Source organism: Heliomicrobium undosum (assembly GCF_009877425.1).
Lineage (GTDB): Bacteria > Bacillota > Desulfitobacteriia > Heliobacteriales > Heliobacteriaceae > Heliomicrobium > Heliomicrobium undosum.
Genome location: NZ_WXEY01000005.1, coordinates 213,323 through 230,892, shown reverse-complemented (window position 1 = coordinate 230,892; position 17,570 = coordinate 213,323). Strand labels below are relative to the sequence as shown.

Annotated in this window: 10 protein-coding genes; all 10 read left to right on the top strand. The window is 56.0% G+C overall.

Translation table 11 applies throughout. The annotated features are described in order from the left end of the window. Positions 1–430 precede the first annotated feature (430 nt). A complete protein-coding gene (gene spoIIID / locus GTO91_RS07460) occupies positions 431–682 on the top strand; it encodes a sporulation transcriptional regulator SpoIIID (RefSeq protein ID WP_161257184.1) in 252 nt (83 codons plus the stop codon). A gap of 104 nt (positions 683–786) precedes the next feature. Continuing rightward, entirely contained in the window at positions 787–1,815 is a 1,029-nt protein-coding gene (gene mreB / locus GTO91_RS07455; RefSeq protein WP_161257181.1) for a rod shape-determining protein, read from the top strand. Positions 1,816–1,896: 81 nt separating this feature from the next. Next, entirely contained in the window at positions 1,897–2,787 is an 891-nt protein-coding gene (gene galU / locus GTO91_RS07450) for a UTP--glucose-1-phosphate uridylyltransferase GalU (RefSeq protein WP_161257178.1), read from the top strand. 268 nt (positions 2,788–3,055) lie between these two features. Then, the gene (locus GTO91_RS07445) at positions 3,056–3,859 is read left to right on the top strand and encodes a flagellar hook-basal body protein (protein WP_161257175.1); all 804 of its coding nucleotides are present in this window, start codon (positions 3,056–3,058) and stop codon (positions 3,857–3,859) included. Between the two features lie 114 nt (positions 3,860–3,973). Then, positions 3,974–4,750, top strand: coding sequence for a flagellar basal-body rod protein FlgG (flgG, locus tag GTO91_RS07440; protein ID WP_161257172.1), 777 nt, complete (start codon positions 3,974–3,976; stop codon positions 4,748–4,750). Positions 4,751–4,925: 175 nt separating this feature from the next. Beyond that, entirely contained in the window at positions 4,926–6,281 is a 1,356-nt protein-coding gene (locus GTO91_RS07435; protein ID WP_161257169.1) for a copper amine oxidase N-terminal domain-containing protein, read from the top strand. A gap of 218 nt (positions 6,282–6,499) precedes the next feature. Beyond that, positions 6,500–7,087, top strand: coding sequence for a TetR/AcrR family transcriptional regulator (locus GTO91_RS07430; protein ID WP_161257166.1), 588 nt, complete (start codon positions 6,500–6,502; stop codon positions 7,085–7,087). A 212-nt stretch (positions 7,088–7,299) separates the two neighbouring features. Beyond that, a complete protein-coding gene (locus GTO91_RS07425; RefSeq protein WP_161257164.1) occupies positions 7,300–13,278 on the top strand; it encodes an IPT/TIG domain-containing protein in 5,979 nt (1,992 codons plus the stop codon). A 52-nt stretch (positions 13,279–13,330) separates the two neighbouring features. Further along, positions 13,331–15,910: a hypothetical protein gene (locus GTO91_RS07420; protein WP_161257161.1), complete on the top strand. Its 2,580-nt coding sequence runs from the start codon at positions 13,331–13,333 to the stop codon at positions 15,908–15,910. A 12-nt stretch (positions 15,911–15,922) separates the two neighbouring features. Further along, on the top strand, positions 15,923–17,566 hold the full coding sequence (locus tag GTO91_RS18620; RefSeq protein ID WP_161257157.1) for an S-layer homology domain-containing protein: 1,644 nt from the start codon (positions 15,923–15,925) through the stop codon (positions 17,564–17,566). Positions 17,567–17,570 lie beyond the last annotated feature (4 nt).

Sequence of the window (17,570 nt, the reverse complement as noted above, 5' to 3'; positions counted from 1 at the left end):
CGGTAGGGGTGTTGAAACCGAGCGGTAATAAGTCAACGAGTAACTTTTATATCAATAGTGGTACATTTTGCCTTACTGGACAACAAAGATTAGCACCAGGATCCAGCCAAGTAACTGTTTGCTTTGACTTAGTAAAATCAGCTATAATCGGTCGGTGGCACTAGTCTAGGGACGCAAAAAGTTACATGTACCCCAAACAGCCCATCCTCTAGCATCTCATTAAAGTGGTATGGTGTTCCCATGAGCACCAAGCTTTGGGTTAGTTTAGGAAAAACCGCCACTACTGGAGCGATTACAGGTGAGATAGACGGATGGGATGGTATTCCCTAGGTTTAAGGAGACGACCGGAACGACTGGCAGAGCCTGGTCGTTCTTTTTTTTGCCCTCCCTCATATAATCTACTGACTTTTCGGGAGAGGGAGGGCCGGGCATGCAGGAGTATATTCGCAAAAGGGTGCTGGAGGTATCCCAGTACATCTTGGATACGTCCGCCACAGTGCGACAAACGGCCACAGTTTTCGGTGTCAGCAAGAGCACCATCCATAAAGATGTGACCGAGCGCCTTCCCTCTGTCAATGCTGAGTTAGCGGAAGAAGTGAAAAGCATCCTGGACCACAACAAGTCGGAGCGCCATATCCGCGGCGGAGAGGCGACCCGGCGAAAGTACCAGGAAGCACTGTAACCCGGAAATTTCGTGCCCTTTTCCCCTTGGCTGCATGGATTCGACAGGGTATACTGTATTTGACATAGTATCGAATCAGGAAAAGTAGGCTAGGAGGACAGGGCGTGTTTGGTTTAAATGTCGATATCGGGATTGATTTGGGAACAGCCAGCGTGCTGGTTTTTGTTAAAGGCAAAGGCATTGTGTTAATGGAGCCTTCCGTCGTCGCCATCAACAAGGACACGGGCTCGATCATCGCCGTTGGCGAAGAGGCGCGACGCATGCTTGGTCGGACGCCGGGCAATATCGTGGCGATCCGGCCCTTGCGCGACGGTGTCATCGCCGACTATGATGTGACAGAACGGATGCTCCGCTACTTCATCACGAAAGCCTGTGGCAAGTCTTTCTTTTTTAAACCGCGTGTCATGGTCTGCATCCCCTCCGGCGTTACCGGAGTCGAAGAGCGGGCGGTGCGCCAGGCGGCGCTTCAGGCAGGGGCACGGCAGGCATACCTCATCGAAGAACCCCTGGCGGCCGCCCTCGGCGCCGGCCTGGAGATCTCCGAGGCTTCCGGCTCCATGGTCGTCGACATCGGCGGCGGCACGACAGACATCGCCGTCCTCTCCCTCGGAGGCATTGTCTGTTCCAAGTCGCTCCGCGTCGGCGGGGACAAGTTCGATGAGTCCATCGTCCGCTACATCCGCAAAGAACACTCGCTGATGATCGGCGAGCGGACGGCGGAGGAATTGAAGATCCGCATTGGCACCGCCTACCCGTCAGGACGCAAAGGGGAGGAGTTTGCCGAAATCCGCGGCCGCGATCTGGTCACCGGATTGCCCAAGACAGTCCGCGTCTCTGCAATGGAAACCTTCCGGGCCATGCAGGAAAACATCGAGGCCGTCGTCAGCGGTGTCAAGGAAGTGCTGGAAAGAACGCCGCCCGAATTGGCTGCTGACATCATGAACAAAGGCATCGTCATGACCGGCGGCGGCTCACTGCTCAGCGGTCTTGATACGCTGATCGCCAAAGAGACGAAGCTCCCCGTCCATGTGGCCGAAGAGGCCATCTCCTGTGTGGCCCTCGGAACGGGGCTGGCGCTGGGGATGCTGAATTACCTGCAGAAAAATACCATCCTGTCTAAAAAAGTGATGTAATCCGAGTTGGGCTGAGACATACTTAAAGTGGGCGCCGTCAACGGCTTCCGTTCATTTTCGCAGGAAAGTGGGAACGACGACGTGCACAAGAAGGTTCGTAAAGCGATCATCCCCGCTGCCGGGTTGGGGACGCGCTTTTTGCCGGCCACGAAAGCCCAGCCGAAAGAGATGCTGCCGATCATCGACAAACCGACGATCCAGTTTATCATCGAAGAGGCGATTGCCGCCGGCATCGAAGATATCCTGATCGTCACCGGTCGCAACAAGCGGGCGATCGAGGATCACTTCGACCGCTCGGTGGAACTGGAAGTCTTTTTGGAAGAGCGGGAGAAATGGGAACTGCTCGACACGGTGAGGCAGATCGGCAGTCTGGCCGACATCCATTATGTCCGCCAGAAGGAACCCCTCGGGCTCGGCCACGCCATCTACTGCGCCCGTTCCTTCATCGGTCACGAACCCTTCGCCGTTCTGTTGGGCGACGATGTGATCCACGCCAATAAGCCCTGTATCGGTCAATTGATTGAGGCCTACCATCAGGTGCGGGGAACCGTCGTGGGGGTGCAGCCCGTACCCCGGGAGCACAGCCGCCGCTACGGGATGGTCTCCCTGGCCGCCGAAGCAGGAACAAACCTGTGGAAACTGGACGCCATCGTGGAAAAGCCCGAACCCGAAAAGACCCCTTCCGATCTGGCCGTGATGGGACGGTACGTGATCGAACCGGAGGTTTTTTGCATCCTGGAAAACCAGGCGCCGGGCAAGGGCGGCGAGATCCAATTGACCGACGCCTTGCACGCCCTCCACGCCGATTGCGGCAAGGGGCTCTTCGCCTACGTGTTTGAAGGGATCCGATATGATGTGGGCGACCGGATCGGTTACCTGAGAGCGACCGTCGATTACGCATTGCGAAGGGACGATCTGGCCGAGGAGTTCACCGCCTATCTTCAGGAAGTGCTGCAACGCCGGGGAAGGTAACCCCGGCGTTTTGGTTACGCATAAAGTGGTTCTTATCCGGGCCATAAACACAATGGAATATTCGAATATTTTATTTGCGATCCGAAAAAATGGCGCTAAAGTTGCTATTGGGCCAGATCGATAAAAAAAGAGATGCCCTTTGTTTTTTGTTTGTCTTTTTTGATCTCGGAATGAGTTATAGCATTTGATTTCGGGCTCACTATTGATATACAAGGGAAATGGTCCCGACGAAGCGTGGTCGCAACACCATTGGGAGGTGAGAGGCGCAGTGATCCGCGGTCTATATACATCTGCATCAGGGATGCTGATCCAGCAGACAAATCAAGATGTGACAGCAAACAACTTGGCGAACGTTAATACGGTGTCTTTCAAAAAAGATCGCGCCGTCTTCCGAGAATTCCCCGAGATGCTCATCCGTCGCATGCATGATTTCAGCCCCTCCGAAGCTGGCCAGGCAGAGAAGAATCCGGTCATCGGCAGGGTGGGCACAGGTTCTGTTGTAGACGCCATCTGGACCGATCCCAGCAATCCCGGCGTACGGGTGACCCAAAACCCAACCGACCTGGCGATCATGGGCCGGGGCTATTTTGTCGTCAACACACCCGAGGGCGAGAGATACACCCGTAACGGTCAGTTCACCCTCCGTTCCAACGGCGCGCTGGTGACTGCCGATGGCTATGCGGTGCAGGGAACGGCTGGCGACGTAAACGTACCCCAGGGCGGCAGCCTACGGATCGACAGCGATGGACGGGTTTTCAGCGGCGACGTCGAAGTCGCCCAACTGCGCATCGTCGGGGTGGATGACGCAGCGCCGGATCAGGCGCCCCCCTTGCTCAAGGCTGGAGAGAGCCTCTACCGTTTGAATGAACAGGGGGCTGGCGGCGGCGTGCGGGATCTCGCTGTCGGGGAGACAGAGATCAAGTCGGGCGCCCTGGAATTGGCCAATGTCAACGTCGTTCAGGAAATGGTGCAGATGATCACCGCATCCCGCGCCTATGAAGCCAACCAGAAGGCGATTCAATCGCAAGACGGCACACTGGAAAAGGCTTGCGGAGAACTGGGGAGAGTGTAAGATGACCGGGCCGGACCGCATGGCGGGAGCCCGGGAAGGCTGGATTGATGGAAGGCCTTCTGAATTGTCATTCGAATGTATCTGTAGATTACATTGATGAAGGGGTGAACCGGCATGATGCGAGCGTTGTACTCATCGGCGACGGGCATGATCGCCCAGCAGTTGAATATGGATACCATCTCCAACAACCTGGCCAACGTGAACACCAACGGTTACAAAAAGAGCCGGGCCGAGTTTCAGGACCTGCTCTACAGCACCGTCCGGGCTGCGACTGCTCAGGTCCCCACGGGGATGCAGGTCGGCGCCGGCGTGCGTCCCAGTTCCATCACCACCATTACCTCTGGTGGCAACATGGTGCAAACAGACAACCCTTATGACATGGCCATTACCGGACAGGGCTACTTCCGGCTGACCAACCCCAACAATGACGCTGTGCCCTACTACACCCGCGACGGCAGCTTCAAGCTCGACAGCGAGGGCTACCTGGTCAACGCCGACGGTTTCCGCCTCGACGGCTTCGACCCGCTGCCGGAAGGCGCCACCGAACTGGACATCAATTCTGACGGGATGATCTCCTATAAGGACGTCAACGGCGAGCGGGTAGACACGGGCCAGCGCATCCAACTCTACACCTTCCCCAACCCGGCAGGCCTGAACCGGGAAGGCCGCAACCTGCTGACCCAGTCGACTGCTTCCGGTGAGGCCGCCGGGGGTGACGCCGGTGTAGACGGGCGGGGGACTATCGCCCAGCGCTACCTGGAGTCTTCGAACGTGCAGGTCGTCGATGAGATGGTGGCCATGATCACGGCCCAGCGCGCCTATGAGGTGAACACCAAGGCGATCCAGACGTCCGATGAGATGCTGGGGCAGGCGAATAGCCTGAAACGATAGGATAAAGAATGGAATAGATAAAAGGGAAGACCGTTTGGATTGATCGTCTGAGCGGTCTTTCTCGACGAAATCATAACGCTAAAAAAAGAAGGGTTAACAAAAGTTTGGTCGAAATAGTACATACTAGCGGAACAATACAGATTCAATAAAGGAGAAAAAGGAGGCTGTTGTAAGAATGGGCTGTAACAGGTGGACGCATCGCTGCATCGCCATCACATTGTCCATGTTCCTGGCCTTGGGTGTAGCAACGCCGCCCCAAGCCTGGGCGGACAATAATTTTAACGTCGATTGGGTTCAGGGAGCCGGCGAAAATGATTTGACGGTACTCCGAGACACCGTTGACGATTACATCTGGTTTTCCGGCGACTTACGCGCTTATGCGGGAACAACGATGCTCGGTTATGGAGGCTATCTTGACGCAACTCGGAATCGGGCGCTCTATGCGGTTCATTTTATCGGCAAGATTGATGCGAAAAAACCGTTCAAAGTGGAACCGGTAGACGATAGGAAGGGTCAGATTTCTTTCGGCGAGTTTCCTGACGGATATAAGGCGGCTCAGGTCGCTGTATTCAGCTTGATTCGCAAAAATGACGGTTCAGGAAAATGGCTGGTCGAATCGGTCTATCGAGATAAGCAGACCTTTTATCGAATCGGTTTCTCTACAGTGGAACGGACTTTAAACACCATTACATACGCAACGCTGATCAGAACGACAGATCCTGAAACGACGCTTGTAGAACCGGCTACCGGCACGCTGTTGAGTCTGCCTGCAGGCGCGGTCAAACACAATTTGGCCATTCGACTGAAACGAGCCGACGGGTTGGAACTTGACAAGTCTCCCTTTTCGCCGATCCGTCCACTTATGGGGATTCGATTGGGGATTACGGGTGAACTGACTTGGCAGGGCGCCTTTTTGAATAAACCGGCCATGTTAAAATTCCCTGTGCAAGACATCATGGATCCGGCCATTGCTTACTGGAACGCCAATGATAAGAAGTGGATCCCTGTAGATTCCAGCGTTTCCGTCGAGAACTCAAAACGCTATGTACAGTGCAGCGCCGCTCACCATGGTTATTACGTCGTCTACCAGAAGGATCAAACAACGTCGCCTAATACTGGTGAACAGCAAACACCAGCTGAGCCGCCGGTGTTCGCTGAGGCTGACGCCCTGAACGGCCTAACGGTAAATGATTCCGTCATTGACGTAAAAAGGACCAAGGCCTATTTCAAGGACGGCCGCGTGATGGTCCCCCTTGAGGCATTCGCCGACGCGATCGGCGCCAAAGTATCGACAAGCGTCACTGAAGACTACACCAAAGCTGAGATTTATCATAATGAACGGCAAGTAGGCTTTTATCTCGGAAAGAAACGCATCATTACCAATGTGCCCTTTGAGGTGACGAACGACGTTATCTCTGTCAAAGTGGACGATGGCTACACCGTTGTGCCGCTTCGCGTGCTGATGCAGGTCTTTGATTTAAAAGCAGAATGGGATCCTCTAAACCGAATTTGCAAGGTCCGAACGAAATAACATGAGCCGGGGTTGCCGAAATCAATCGGCAGACCCCGGCTTATTATAACGATTGACAAGTTTTGTCTACGACAACTATAATTAGTCTGACTGACCATTCGGTCGGCCAAAAAGGAGGCACCAGATTGAATGGGCAACAGGCGAATGAAAGGGCTGCCGGGACAAAGCTGGGCGTCTGATGGAGTTCCGCCAGCGAGGGCAACTGGGGGAACGGCTGAATGATCCCAGGTGAGACTGACAAACGGACCCGAATACTGCTGGCAGCTGTAAACGTTTTTTCCCGGAGAGGGTATCACTGCGCTAAAATCGAAGACATTGCCCAGATAGCTGACGTTGGCAAAGGGACCGTGTACGAGTACTTTGATAGCAAGCAGCAATTGTTCGGGGAAATGTTCAAGTACGGCTACGAGCAATACTGGAACCATGTCACCGAGGCGGTCCTGTCAGAGACATCATTCGAAGGAAAATTGAGGACACTGATGCAGAGCCACCTCGATTTCTTGAACAAGTCGGCGCCGGTCGCCCGGATTATTGTTCAGGAATACACCAACATCGACAGAGGCGTCTATGAGTGGATCGTTGCGGAACGGCAGAGACAATTCTTGTGGGTAAAATCGCTCGTTGAAGCGGCTGTTCAGTCGGGAGAGGTCAAAACGCCCTCTGCGGAGGTAACGACGATGGTCATTCAAGGAGCCATATCTGCTGTGGGGCATTCGGCTGTCCAACGGGACGAACGGATTGATGCGGAAAAGACGACAGACATCCTGGCAAATACGCTGTTGCACGGGATTTCCGCGAAGGGTTAAGACAACGGCAGTTTTTCCCTCTTTTACAAATGGATGTCGGATTGACAGTCTTTCCTTAAGCCACCTATAATGGACGTGGTTGGGCAATTAAGCAATTCATAAGGCCGATACGATGAAAAACGAAAGGACTACACGCCAAACTGTAGTCCTTTTATATTAACATATGTATTCATCCCTACAGCCCTGACAACAAGCGAGGGGGAAGTAAAGTGTTGTGTTATAAAAAAATGCACAAAACGATCGCACTGTTGCTGATGATCGTCATGTTGTTCGGACTCATTCCTCATCCACCGGCGCAAGCGGCCCCCTTTTCTCCCCAGATTGAGCGATTTACCTACAGCGCCCCTTCTGTCAGCAACAACGCTTCTGATGTGAGTGTCACCTTTTCCGTCTATGGAAGTGGCTTTACCGATGTGAGCCGGTTATACCTGGCCGATTCATCAGGTGTCCGCACTGAGGTAACTCTTGCCAGACCGCTCGCAGATTCGTTGATTTCCGGCACGGTAACGCTGCCGAGTACGCTTCATAACCAGGATCTAACGGCTGTATTCGTTGGGAATGACGGAAGCTCGCGCTCCATTGCCGACGCCTTTCACTTCCGGATCAAGACGACGAGGGTTTGGTTTTCCCCGCCATCTGCCAGCGCGAATTCTCCTTCGCTTGTAAATTTATATTTTTATAACTACCAAGATGAACCGGATATTTCCAAGGTGTCGGGTCAAGAGGTTTATTTCAGTACAACACGGTATCAGGTGCAAAGCGCCGACCCCACCCCAACCAATTATCTCGCTAAAATCACCAGCGATAGCACCGGTGGCAAGATCATCTTCTACACGCCGGCCATGCCGGATGGCGCCTACTCGTTGAGTTTAAGGCGTGTGCTTACATATACCAACAGCGGCGTCACTACGATCATTACGGAAACGGCCAACCCCGACAGTTCCTTCTGGCTAACGGGATCCTGGTATGATCCCCCTGTTCTGTCCGGGGTTACGGCGGAACCCCTTTCCGATGAACCCGATGCCGTTTCCCTCCAATACTATGGCGCCCAGCAAAGCGCCTCAAAGGTAAAAGTCACGGTAGCGGCAAACAAGTTGGAAAGCTATGATCTCCCCGACGGCACGACGAAGTCGCTGGCGGCGACGGGGCACTACCTGATTATCCGCGGCCGGCAATATGAACTGCAAAAAATTGGCGCGGAATGGATCGCCTTTATTGATCGAGAAATTGTCGACAAGACGTCGCGCTTTGAGCCCGTCGCATTGCTGCGAAGCGACCACGTGTCCTCAAACCCCCATAACGTCACCTTGTGGACCGATCCGTACCATCGAGACAACAATACATTGACAATGAACCTGCCAGCACCCAACGGGCAAATCTGGTTGAAACTCCCCACCTCAGCGGCGGATATCCAGGACATTGAAATCACTGGCAATGCGCAGGCTTTTGGCGGCATCTTGTCAGACAACCACAACCGGGATGTGCTGCGGGTGATTTTTGCAGGCGGACCGAACGCCAGTGAAGACAGCATACGCGGCGCGCTGGCCAGCCCTGGCAATAACGAAGCGATCATCGTTGATAAACAAGCGGAGTCGATCCGCATTCGCCTCCAGACCGGGATGACGCTTCCGCCCAATCAGGAGGTCTACTGCTGGATCGTCAGCGATTACGGCCGGTCAAAACTCGACTCCCACATCTACTTTTATAATGATGAAACACCGCCGCTGATCAGCGATGTGACCGTGCAGTCCATCAACGACAGACCGGTCACCTATGTAGCGGCGAACCAGGTTCCTGATCCGACGAAGCCGGAAGAGCGCGCTTCCCACGAAAAAGACACCGTATACCGCAACGCGAAAAAAGCGGTCATTGAATTGACGGGATCCGGCTTTGTTCAGGACCGGATGACCGTACAGATCGGCAGTTACACCTTTGCCCCCGGTTCCTCTCTGTTGCAGGTCGACGGGGCCAACGGGAAGATGACAGTCACCCTCAGCGCAGCGATGCTGTCCTCCCTGCCGGTCGATGTGCCGATCACGATCACCAAGGGAACAGGCCAGGGCGCGAAAACGGTCACCCAATCGGTCACCTGGGCGAGTAAGACAGACTTCAACAACAACTACCTGACCTTCGGTCAAAATACCGGTCGACTCGGCTTTCGCTTCCTGAGTGTCCCCGACTTCCCCAGCCTCGTCCACAGCGCCAGCGACGCTGAACGATGGAATACGCGTAAAATCGATCCGACCGCCAACAATTATCGCGCCAATCTGAGCAACATCATTGAAGCGCCGACACAGGTCTTCGACTGGCGGGGCAATCACATCATCAAATTGAAAAACGGCCAGGACTTCTATCGCGTCAAGTTTGCCGGCTCAAACCCGGAGACGGATCCTGACTTTTGGCTACAGCCCAAGGTAGCCGTTCAATACACCGATGGAACGAATACCTACATAACCGAAACAAAAGAGACCTACGTCCCCGACACCAGTTCGACCGAGTCGACCTATGTGGTGTCGTCGGAACTGTATTTTCGGCTGCCAGATTTAAGTCAGATGCGGGTCAACGGAACAGGCGCGCTGATCCCGGCTGCGACTTTTACCGGACAAGGCCCTTATTATGCTGACATTGTCGTTCAAAACCCGGACGGTCAGAAGGTTACCCTGCCAAAAGCGATCGAAATCGTCAACCGGGGGGCAACCCGTCCGCAGATCGATTCCCTGTTCCCGAACCAGGTGCCAAACGACAACGGTAAAGACGTATTGATCAAAGGGCAAAACTTCAGAAACTCGGCTGCCGATCCCCCCTATGTGTTCATGGGTTTCTGGCCGGCCACATCCAGTTTTATTGATAATGCGGATGTGAAATTCAAGTCGGTGACCCAGACTTTCCTCTATACGGATTTAAATCAGGTTTTGCCCGTAAACCCCCGGAAAACCCAGGTCGTTGTCGTCAACCCTGACGGAACAGCCTCTAACCTGGCGGACTTGATTATCCTGCAACAAAGGCCCAACCCCCCTTCGATCACAAATGTCAGCCCGCCTTACGGACCGGCCAATTCCAATGCGAGGCCATATATCTTCGTCACAGGCACAAACTTCCAGCCCGGCGGTTCAGGGCGGTTGTTATCGAGGATCTACCTGGATGAGATACTGGCCCTTGACTTGACGACAACGCCGGCGCCTGACCCAGCGACCTATTCCTTCAGCAATAACTTGATCACCTTCCAGTTGCCCAACATCCCCAGCCCTCCGACGCGAAAGAACATGACAGTGATCCTGCAGTTTTCCGATGACACGGCGTCATGGTATCCCTTTGACACCTATGTGGCTCCGGCGATGACGGTGGGACAGATCACGCCGGCTTTCGGTCCTTCCAAAGAATCGGGTCTTCCCATGGCAGATGTGATCATTAAGGGAAGCGGTTTTGGGACGGCGCCGGAAGTTTATGTCGGCGGCGTCAAGGTCACACAGTTCAACGCTGCGCCGATAGATACCCAGTTGTCCTTCCGCGTCCCTCCGCTGTCAGCAGGCAAGTACAAGGTGACGGTCGTCAACCCCACTGTCAAATCTGTAGGCTCGGCGCCGAACGATTTTGAGTATTTGCCGGCATCCGATTCGGCCTCGCCGATCCTCACCACCGTCTGGGTCGACAACGCCCAGGCGCCGCCGGCGGCGTTGCGCTCCGTGGGCGGCCAATCAGTGATTTTGGAAGGGAATCTCTTCTTCGTCCCCGGGACCGAAGGCGATGCGACGAAATGGCCTCGCGTCTTTATCGGGGGCAAGGAAGTGGCCGCCGGTTCCTTCACCGAGACGCCGACGACCTCCCGGATCGCCTTTACATCGCCTTCGACCGATCCGGGGTTTTTCGCCAGCGGAGAAACATCCAAATCGGTCAACCTCCAGGTGTTGCGCTCTGACGGGGCGATCGTATCGAAGACGATCACCATAACCCGGTCGACGCCGCAGATTGAGTCCGTCTCACCCTGCGGCGCCGATGTCGACGACACGCCACGTCCCACCATCTATATCACCGGAGTGGACATTCAAGACGGCATGATCGTTCGCTTCGGCAATGATGTTCCTGGAAGAACGCAACCGGGCGATGGACCCTACGATGTCTCCAACACGAGGATCGGCTCCGACGCCGGGGACGGTGTCGAACTCGTCAGCTATGACTCGACGACAAAGCGAGGTGTCTTCCGGGTCACCGCGCCCAATCTCACCGCGCTTTACAACGCCCAGAATGAGGCGCAAAATTGGCTCACTGTCCGGGTCTACAATCCTGACGCCCAAGTGGCCCAGTGGAGCCGCAAGTTCCATATCTTCCAGGACAAAGAGGGACCGAAAATCCTATCGATTGAACCGAACGCCTTTTCCGCAAAGGGCGGCGGCACCGCACGAATTCGCATGACCAACCTGCTGATCGACTACCGGGACAAGACGCAGTGGCCCTACTTCTCCTTCGGCGGGATCACCGTCTCCCCGAACGATGCGAATACAGACATCAATTACCCCGTCGATCCCGCCAAGGACATGTCAAGAGAACCGGTGCGCCTGATCCAGGCCGGCAACAGCGCCACCGATGAATGGATTTTCGATGTGGTCATTCCGGCCTATCCCCTTAGCGACAATGTCGATTCGCTGAACGTGGAAGTTTTGGCCATCAATCGTCTTGACTGCACCAGCACCACCGGCGTTGGCAGAGGAAGCATCACCTACACCCGGGAGGCCGGCGCGCTGCAACTGGTCAGCATCACACCAGCCAAATCGCCGATCGAGGGGAACATCACCGCAGTCATCACGGCCCGGTTAACAGCCGATTCGACGAGTGGACCCGGCTCCAAGGGCTTTATCGTCAAAAACAACGAAAATCCCAAGGTCTACTTCGGCACATCCGAAGCCACGGTGATCAGCCTAACGCCGACAGAACTGACGGTCCGCGTTCCGGCCCATGAAGCAGGCAAGGTGGACGTAATCGTCATCAACCCCGACAAAGGGCAGGGAACGCTCCCACAAGCCTTCACCTATTCCCAGATGCCGCTGATCGAATCGATCAAACCAAGCAGCGGGCCGCAAGCGGGGGGGATCGCCGCCGTCATCAAGGGCCGCGGTTTCCTGCCTAACGCGAAGGTAACCTTCGGCAGCACGGCGGCCACCGTTAAAAACATCACCACCAACGAAATTCAACTGGTCGTTCCCGCCGGACCGGCCATCCCTGACGGTGATGTTAAGGTCGCTGTCGATGTGACCGTGACGAACAGCGATGGCGGCAGCCACACCCTGACCTCCGGCTTTACCTACTACAAGGAAGGCGGTCTTCCGTCGGAGTCGCCGGAAATCCTGGCGAAGGCGCTGAGCAGGGACAGGATTCGCGTCAGTTGGCCTGCCGTGAACATGGCGACGGCCTATGAAGTGCAGATGTCGGAAGGGGAACGGGGCAACTACAGGCTTTACGAGGTCGTCGCCCCGGAGCATGTGCAAGCCGATCAGGTCTATGTCATCGTCAAGGGATTGCAGTCGAATACGAAGTACTGGTTCCGTGTGCGCGCCATTTCTACGGCCGGACCCGGCCCCTGGTCAGACGAGGCGTCGGCGACAACGACAGACGAACAAGGCTGGTCCGGCTTTGAACAGCCTGAGTCACAAGTTGTCACTATGCCGGGCGGAGCCAAGCTGATCCTCCGCAAATCTGTTGAAAAATACTACGACCTCCGCACCGGCGCCATGGGCGCGGCAAAAGTCAAGGCGGTAACCTTCAGCCCCGAAGCGCAAGGATTTTCCCAGCCTGTTCTGCTTGACAGCGGCGACTGGAAGGTCCTGCTGCCGCCGCTGTCGCTCAAGTACAACGCCGGTTCCATGACCGACAGCCACTCTACGGTACAGGTGGGACCGGCGCCGCCGAGGGAAGCGGAAAAAGCCTTGATGCTCAATCGATACCGGCAACCCATTTCCTCGGTCTATGAGATCCAATTGACCTATGAGAAAGACAGCAAGACCTTCACACCGGCGGCTTATGGGCAAGCGATCACGCTCACCCTGAACTACCAGCCGGCAGCCTACGGGCGGCGTCCGGTCATGTATTACTATGACGGGGCAACCCGCACCTGGCAGAAGGTCGACGGCTATGCCGATTCTGTCGCTGTTTCAGCAGCCATCTCCCGAGCCGGTTATTACGCTGTATTCGCTGACTAGCGGTCGCGCAGAGCGAACAACAAAGGCCCTACGAAACAGAGGTGCAGGAGAAATGGGAAAAAAGATCGGGAGCATCTGCCTTGCCTTGTTCCTGGCGCTTTCCGCAGTCATACCGACGATCGCTGGAGCAGCGACGCTTCCCGGCGAGATGGAGGGCGTGTCCAACTATCAAAGTTTGATACTGAATGGCGCCTTTTCTGACGCAAAAGGCCATTGGGGGGAAGAGCACCTCTTTTTGGCTGGCGCCCACGGTTTGCTTGTGCCCGACGGCGAACGGCGGATTCGACCGGATGATCCCCTGTCCAAACGAGATGCCTTGCTCGGTATCGCCCAAATGGCCGGCTGGATGCCGGAGATCCAAAAAAGCGGGAGTGGAGCGGCGCAGGGCGATCCCTGGACTCACTGGGGACGCCGGATCCTCGATGTGGCAGCGTCAAAAGGGCTGTTTACCGTTGCCGGTCAACAACAGAGCCGGCCTCGGCCCATCACGGGAAACTGGGATGATCCGATTACCCGTGAAGAGATGGCTGTATGGACGGCCAAAGCGGCCCAACTCGTTCCCCGGCAGAATGACGCTGCCAACACGTTGAACTTTGCTGACTGGAACCAATTGAACGTCAATTCCGTCCCATATATGGAAGCGGCGTTACGTGAAGGTCTCGTCGGGGGAAAAAGCGAGAACGGCCAGTTGTACCTCCGGCCCCGTGAGACCTTGAAACGGGTAGACGGCGCGGTGATGCTCACGCAAGGTCTTACTAAGTCCCTTGAAAATCGGGGGCAGCCGGTGATCTCTGTCAATGTGAGTGACATAGACCAAACCGGGACGGGTCCCGGCGATCCTGTCAGCAGCAGGATCCACTTGGTTGGTCCTGCAGGAGAAAAGACAGCCTTGCTGATCCGGGGTGCTGATGAAGAGAATCCCTGGGGCAAGGGGATCGCTGTCTGGAAAAAGGGGCCCACTGACGCGACCGCATTAGAGCCCGGAGACCAGGGGGAACTTTATACCCTCCCGGCGGAAGGCGGCGTCTCAGCGTATCTGTTGCGCGTTTTCGCCGATTCCAGCGCCATTGAAGGAACCCTTGTGGACCTTGATACCGCCAACAACCGGCTCACCCTGCTTGATCCCTGGGGAAAACGGCGCCACGCCGAACTGGCCCCCGGCGCTCAAGTCTGGGTCAACGGAGAAGAACGCCGGATCGAGTTGATCCCGAGAGGCGCCTATGTGCAGGGGAAGGCCTCGGGAAACCGGATCACCGTTCTGTACGCCCACTTGCCGGTGGCGGAACCGGGGGCGATCCCCCCAGAAAGCAAAGTTCGCCAGGGGCGAATCACGGCTGTCGAATCAAAAGGGCTTCGCATCGTCGATGAACAGGGTAAGGAAGCCTATTATTCCTTCGCGCCCGGTGTGGCAGTTCGTCAGGGGCGGGAGTTGGCCGGTTTGGATGACCTGACCATCGGCGATCCGGTAACCCTGCGTTTTAATGACTACCAGGGAACCGAGGTGGCAGTCATCGAAATCCCGGTTCAAAACCGCAAAGCGGAGGGTGTCTACCGGGGAACGGTCACCTATATCAATCCCATCGCACAGACAGCCACAATCCGTAGCGTGAGCCGCTATGACGCCGGGATTTGGACAGACCAGACGGCGCAGCGGCAGATTCGCCTGTCCAAGATGAGCGCTGTCATCGTGAACGGCCGACCGGTGTCCAAAGAGGAGTTTCAACGTTTTGGCCGTGGACAGACTGTCATCTTTAGCGCCGCCAACGATTTTGACATGTTGTCTGCCACCCGAATGGCCGTTCTGGAAGGAACGACGGAAACCTTTAATGATCGTGTGAGCAAACTGGATGTTTACGGCGGGAGCTTGCGTCTCCAGAACGACGGAAGCTACCTGGGTCTAGACGCATCGACCATCATCATTCGCAACGGCCGCCTCGTCAATCCCGCCCAGTTGAGTGAAGGCGATCCGATCTTGGCCTTCGCCGACAGCTCCCGCAACGGCTATAGGGCGGCGCTGATCGTCGTCGACAAAGACCTCGTTCCGGCGCCGGTTGGCACAGATGGGCTGGTCCAGGGGACGATCAAGTCGATGACCGATAAAGGCAAAGTGGAGCTTTACATCTACAGCCGCATGCGCAACAACGAATGGAGCGGTTTCGTCACCGACGGCGGAAGCATCCAGATGAAACCTACTTATGACACGGTCATTATGGACAATCGAGGTGTGCTGCCGACTCGCCTCCCGGTGGCCGATTTCCTGAGCCAGGGACAATCGGGTCAGTTTGATGATGTGTTCCTCTACGCCTATATCCAAAATGAACGTCCCTTGGTGATCATTATGGAAGCCGATGCGCCGGCAACGGATCAGGCGCCACAAGAACGAACCACCTTGGCGCGGATCAAGAGCGTCAACAGTTCCACGAAAAGCATCATCTTCGATCAGGTCCGCGACTGGTCTGATGTCAGTCACCGCTGGTCGCCCAACCCGGTCACTTTATCACTGGATGTGGAAAAGGCAGCCATCATCGACAACCGGAAAGTCAGCGATCTCACCCGCCTGCGGGCGGGGGACACCTGTTACCTGGTCCGAGACGCCGCTACTGGGGAAGCCCGATTTATATTCCGGCAATAGGAGGTTCCCATCGTGAACAAAGCCATGGTTTGCCGGATCCGACAAAAGCTTTTCTTCGGAGCTCTGGGCTGCATCGCGCTGCTCATGTCCGTCGTCTCAAACGCCTGGGCGGAATCAAGCCATTTGACCGCCCAGGGCGGCATCGCCAACGAGTACGATTACCAGGAGTACGTCTTTCTGACTGGGACGCCGGTACTGATGAAAGGCAAGTTCAAAGTCTCCATCAGCCCCGGGAGAGGCGATACGACAACAACGAAATTCACCTATACCCTGGCTGATGACGGCGGAACCAACAAACTCAGCCGTTCCCTCACCTTTGTGGAGGTGAGTTCAGAGCGGGAAGATAAAAGCCAGGCTGTCCGCACCTCCCAGATCGATAAGTTCAGCGAAACCGTTCAGTTGAACGGCGTCAAATACCAACTGGATGATTACCGCCTGAACAAGTCCCAAATTGTCGATCGTCATCCCGTTGTGAATTACTACAGCGGCAATTGGGAAGGGCGAAAGATCTATAGTGTCAACAAGACTGCCGGACGGCTTGTCGTGGATGTCTCGGGCAACACCGTCGGTTATGATCACAACTGGGGCCGGTCGGAAACACAGCGCATGACCCAGATCCTGCAGTACACCCCTTCCACGACGGGAAGTTCCACCACCAACAGCGCGACAAACCTGACGTCCGCCTGGGACGGCCAGGTCGACTACACCGTCAACCTTTCGACAGACCGGCAATTTGTCTATCAGGGCAACGATCCTGTCAACATCAGTTTTAGCGGCGGCTATCTGATCAACGAATTGGGCGATTCGTCGATCCTGGCCGACTACGATCTCCCCAACAACAACGACAACGCCAGACGCAACCGGGGCAACCTGCAGTGGGCGCTCCAGTCGGCGCCGAAGGTCGCGCGGATGTATGTTCCGGCTTATGAGGACATTCGCGATCACTGGGCGCAGGCCGACATCGAGCGCTTGGCCGGGCTCAAGGCATGGGGTTCCCAGTCCGGTTTCTTCGGACCGACCCAGCCGATCACACGGCTTGATTTCACCTGCGCCTTTGTGCGCGCCCTGGGCGTTCTCTCCCCCGATGGTCCCACCGGCATGATCGCCTATACGGCCGGCTACCCAAACCTGCCGCCGCCAGGGGAGAAACAGACGGCCAAACGGGCGACGACAGCGACATCGACGGCCGGGTACAACGGCGCCACCGGTGCGCCGCGAACAAAGAACAAGGGGGAGACAGAGCGCGCTCCCTTTGTCGACCTCACCTCGCAGAGCGACGGCTACGCCGAAGTGAAGCTGGCCTATGAGAAAGGGATTATGACAGGGACCAGCGTGACCCGGTTCGACCCTTACGGGTTGATGACAAGGGAGCAGGCGGCGACACTCATCGTCCGCGGCCTGGGTCTGGCCACCATGGCCCCCTCAGGGCAAAGCCCGTTGCCTTTTTACGATGACGGGCAGATCAGCCCCTGGGCTCGCGATTCCGTCTATGTGGCCCAGGAATTGGGGATCGTCGCCGGCGACTCCTACGGTTACTTCCGCCCGGGCGATATCATCACCAGGGCTGAGGCCGCCACGATGCTCATGAAATCGATCGATTTCCTGGAAAATACGATGAAGCAGGACTACCGGGATCGTTTAATGAACATGCACTAAAAGG

What these genes read in the sequence shown, in the direction of transcription:
- spoIIID (WP_161257184.1), top strand. Translation starts at nt 431, where the DNA reads ATGCAGGAGTATATTCGCAAAAGGGTGCTGGAGGTATCCCAGTACATC.
- flgG (WP_161257172.1), top strand. Translation starts at nt 3,974, where the DNA reads ATGATGCGAGCGTTGTACTCATCGGCGACGGGCATGATCGCCCAGCAG.
- GTO91_RS07435 (WP_161257169.1), top strand. Translation starts at nt 4,926, where the DNA reads ATGGGCTGTAACAGGTGGACGCATCGCTGCATCGCCATCACATTGTCC.
- GTO91_RS07430 (WP_161257166.1), top strand. Translation starts at nt 6,500, where the DNA reads ATGATCCCAGGTGAGACTGACAAACGGACCCGAATACTGCTGGCAGCT.
- GTO91_RS07420 (WP_161257161.1), top strand. Translation starts at nt 13,331, where the DNA reads ATGGGAAAAAAGATCGGGAGCATCTGCCTTGCCTTGTTCCTGGCGCTT.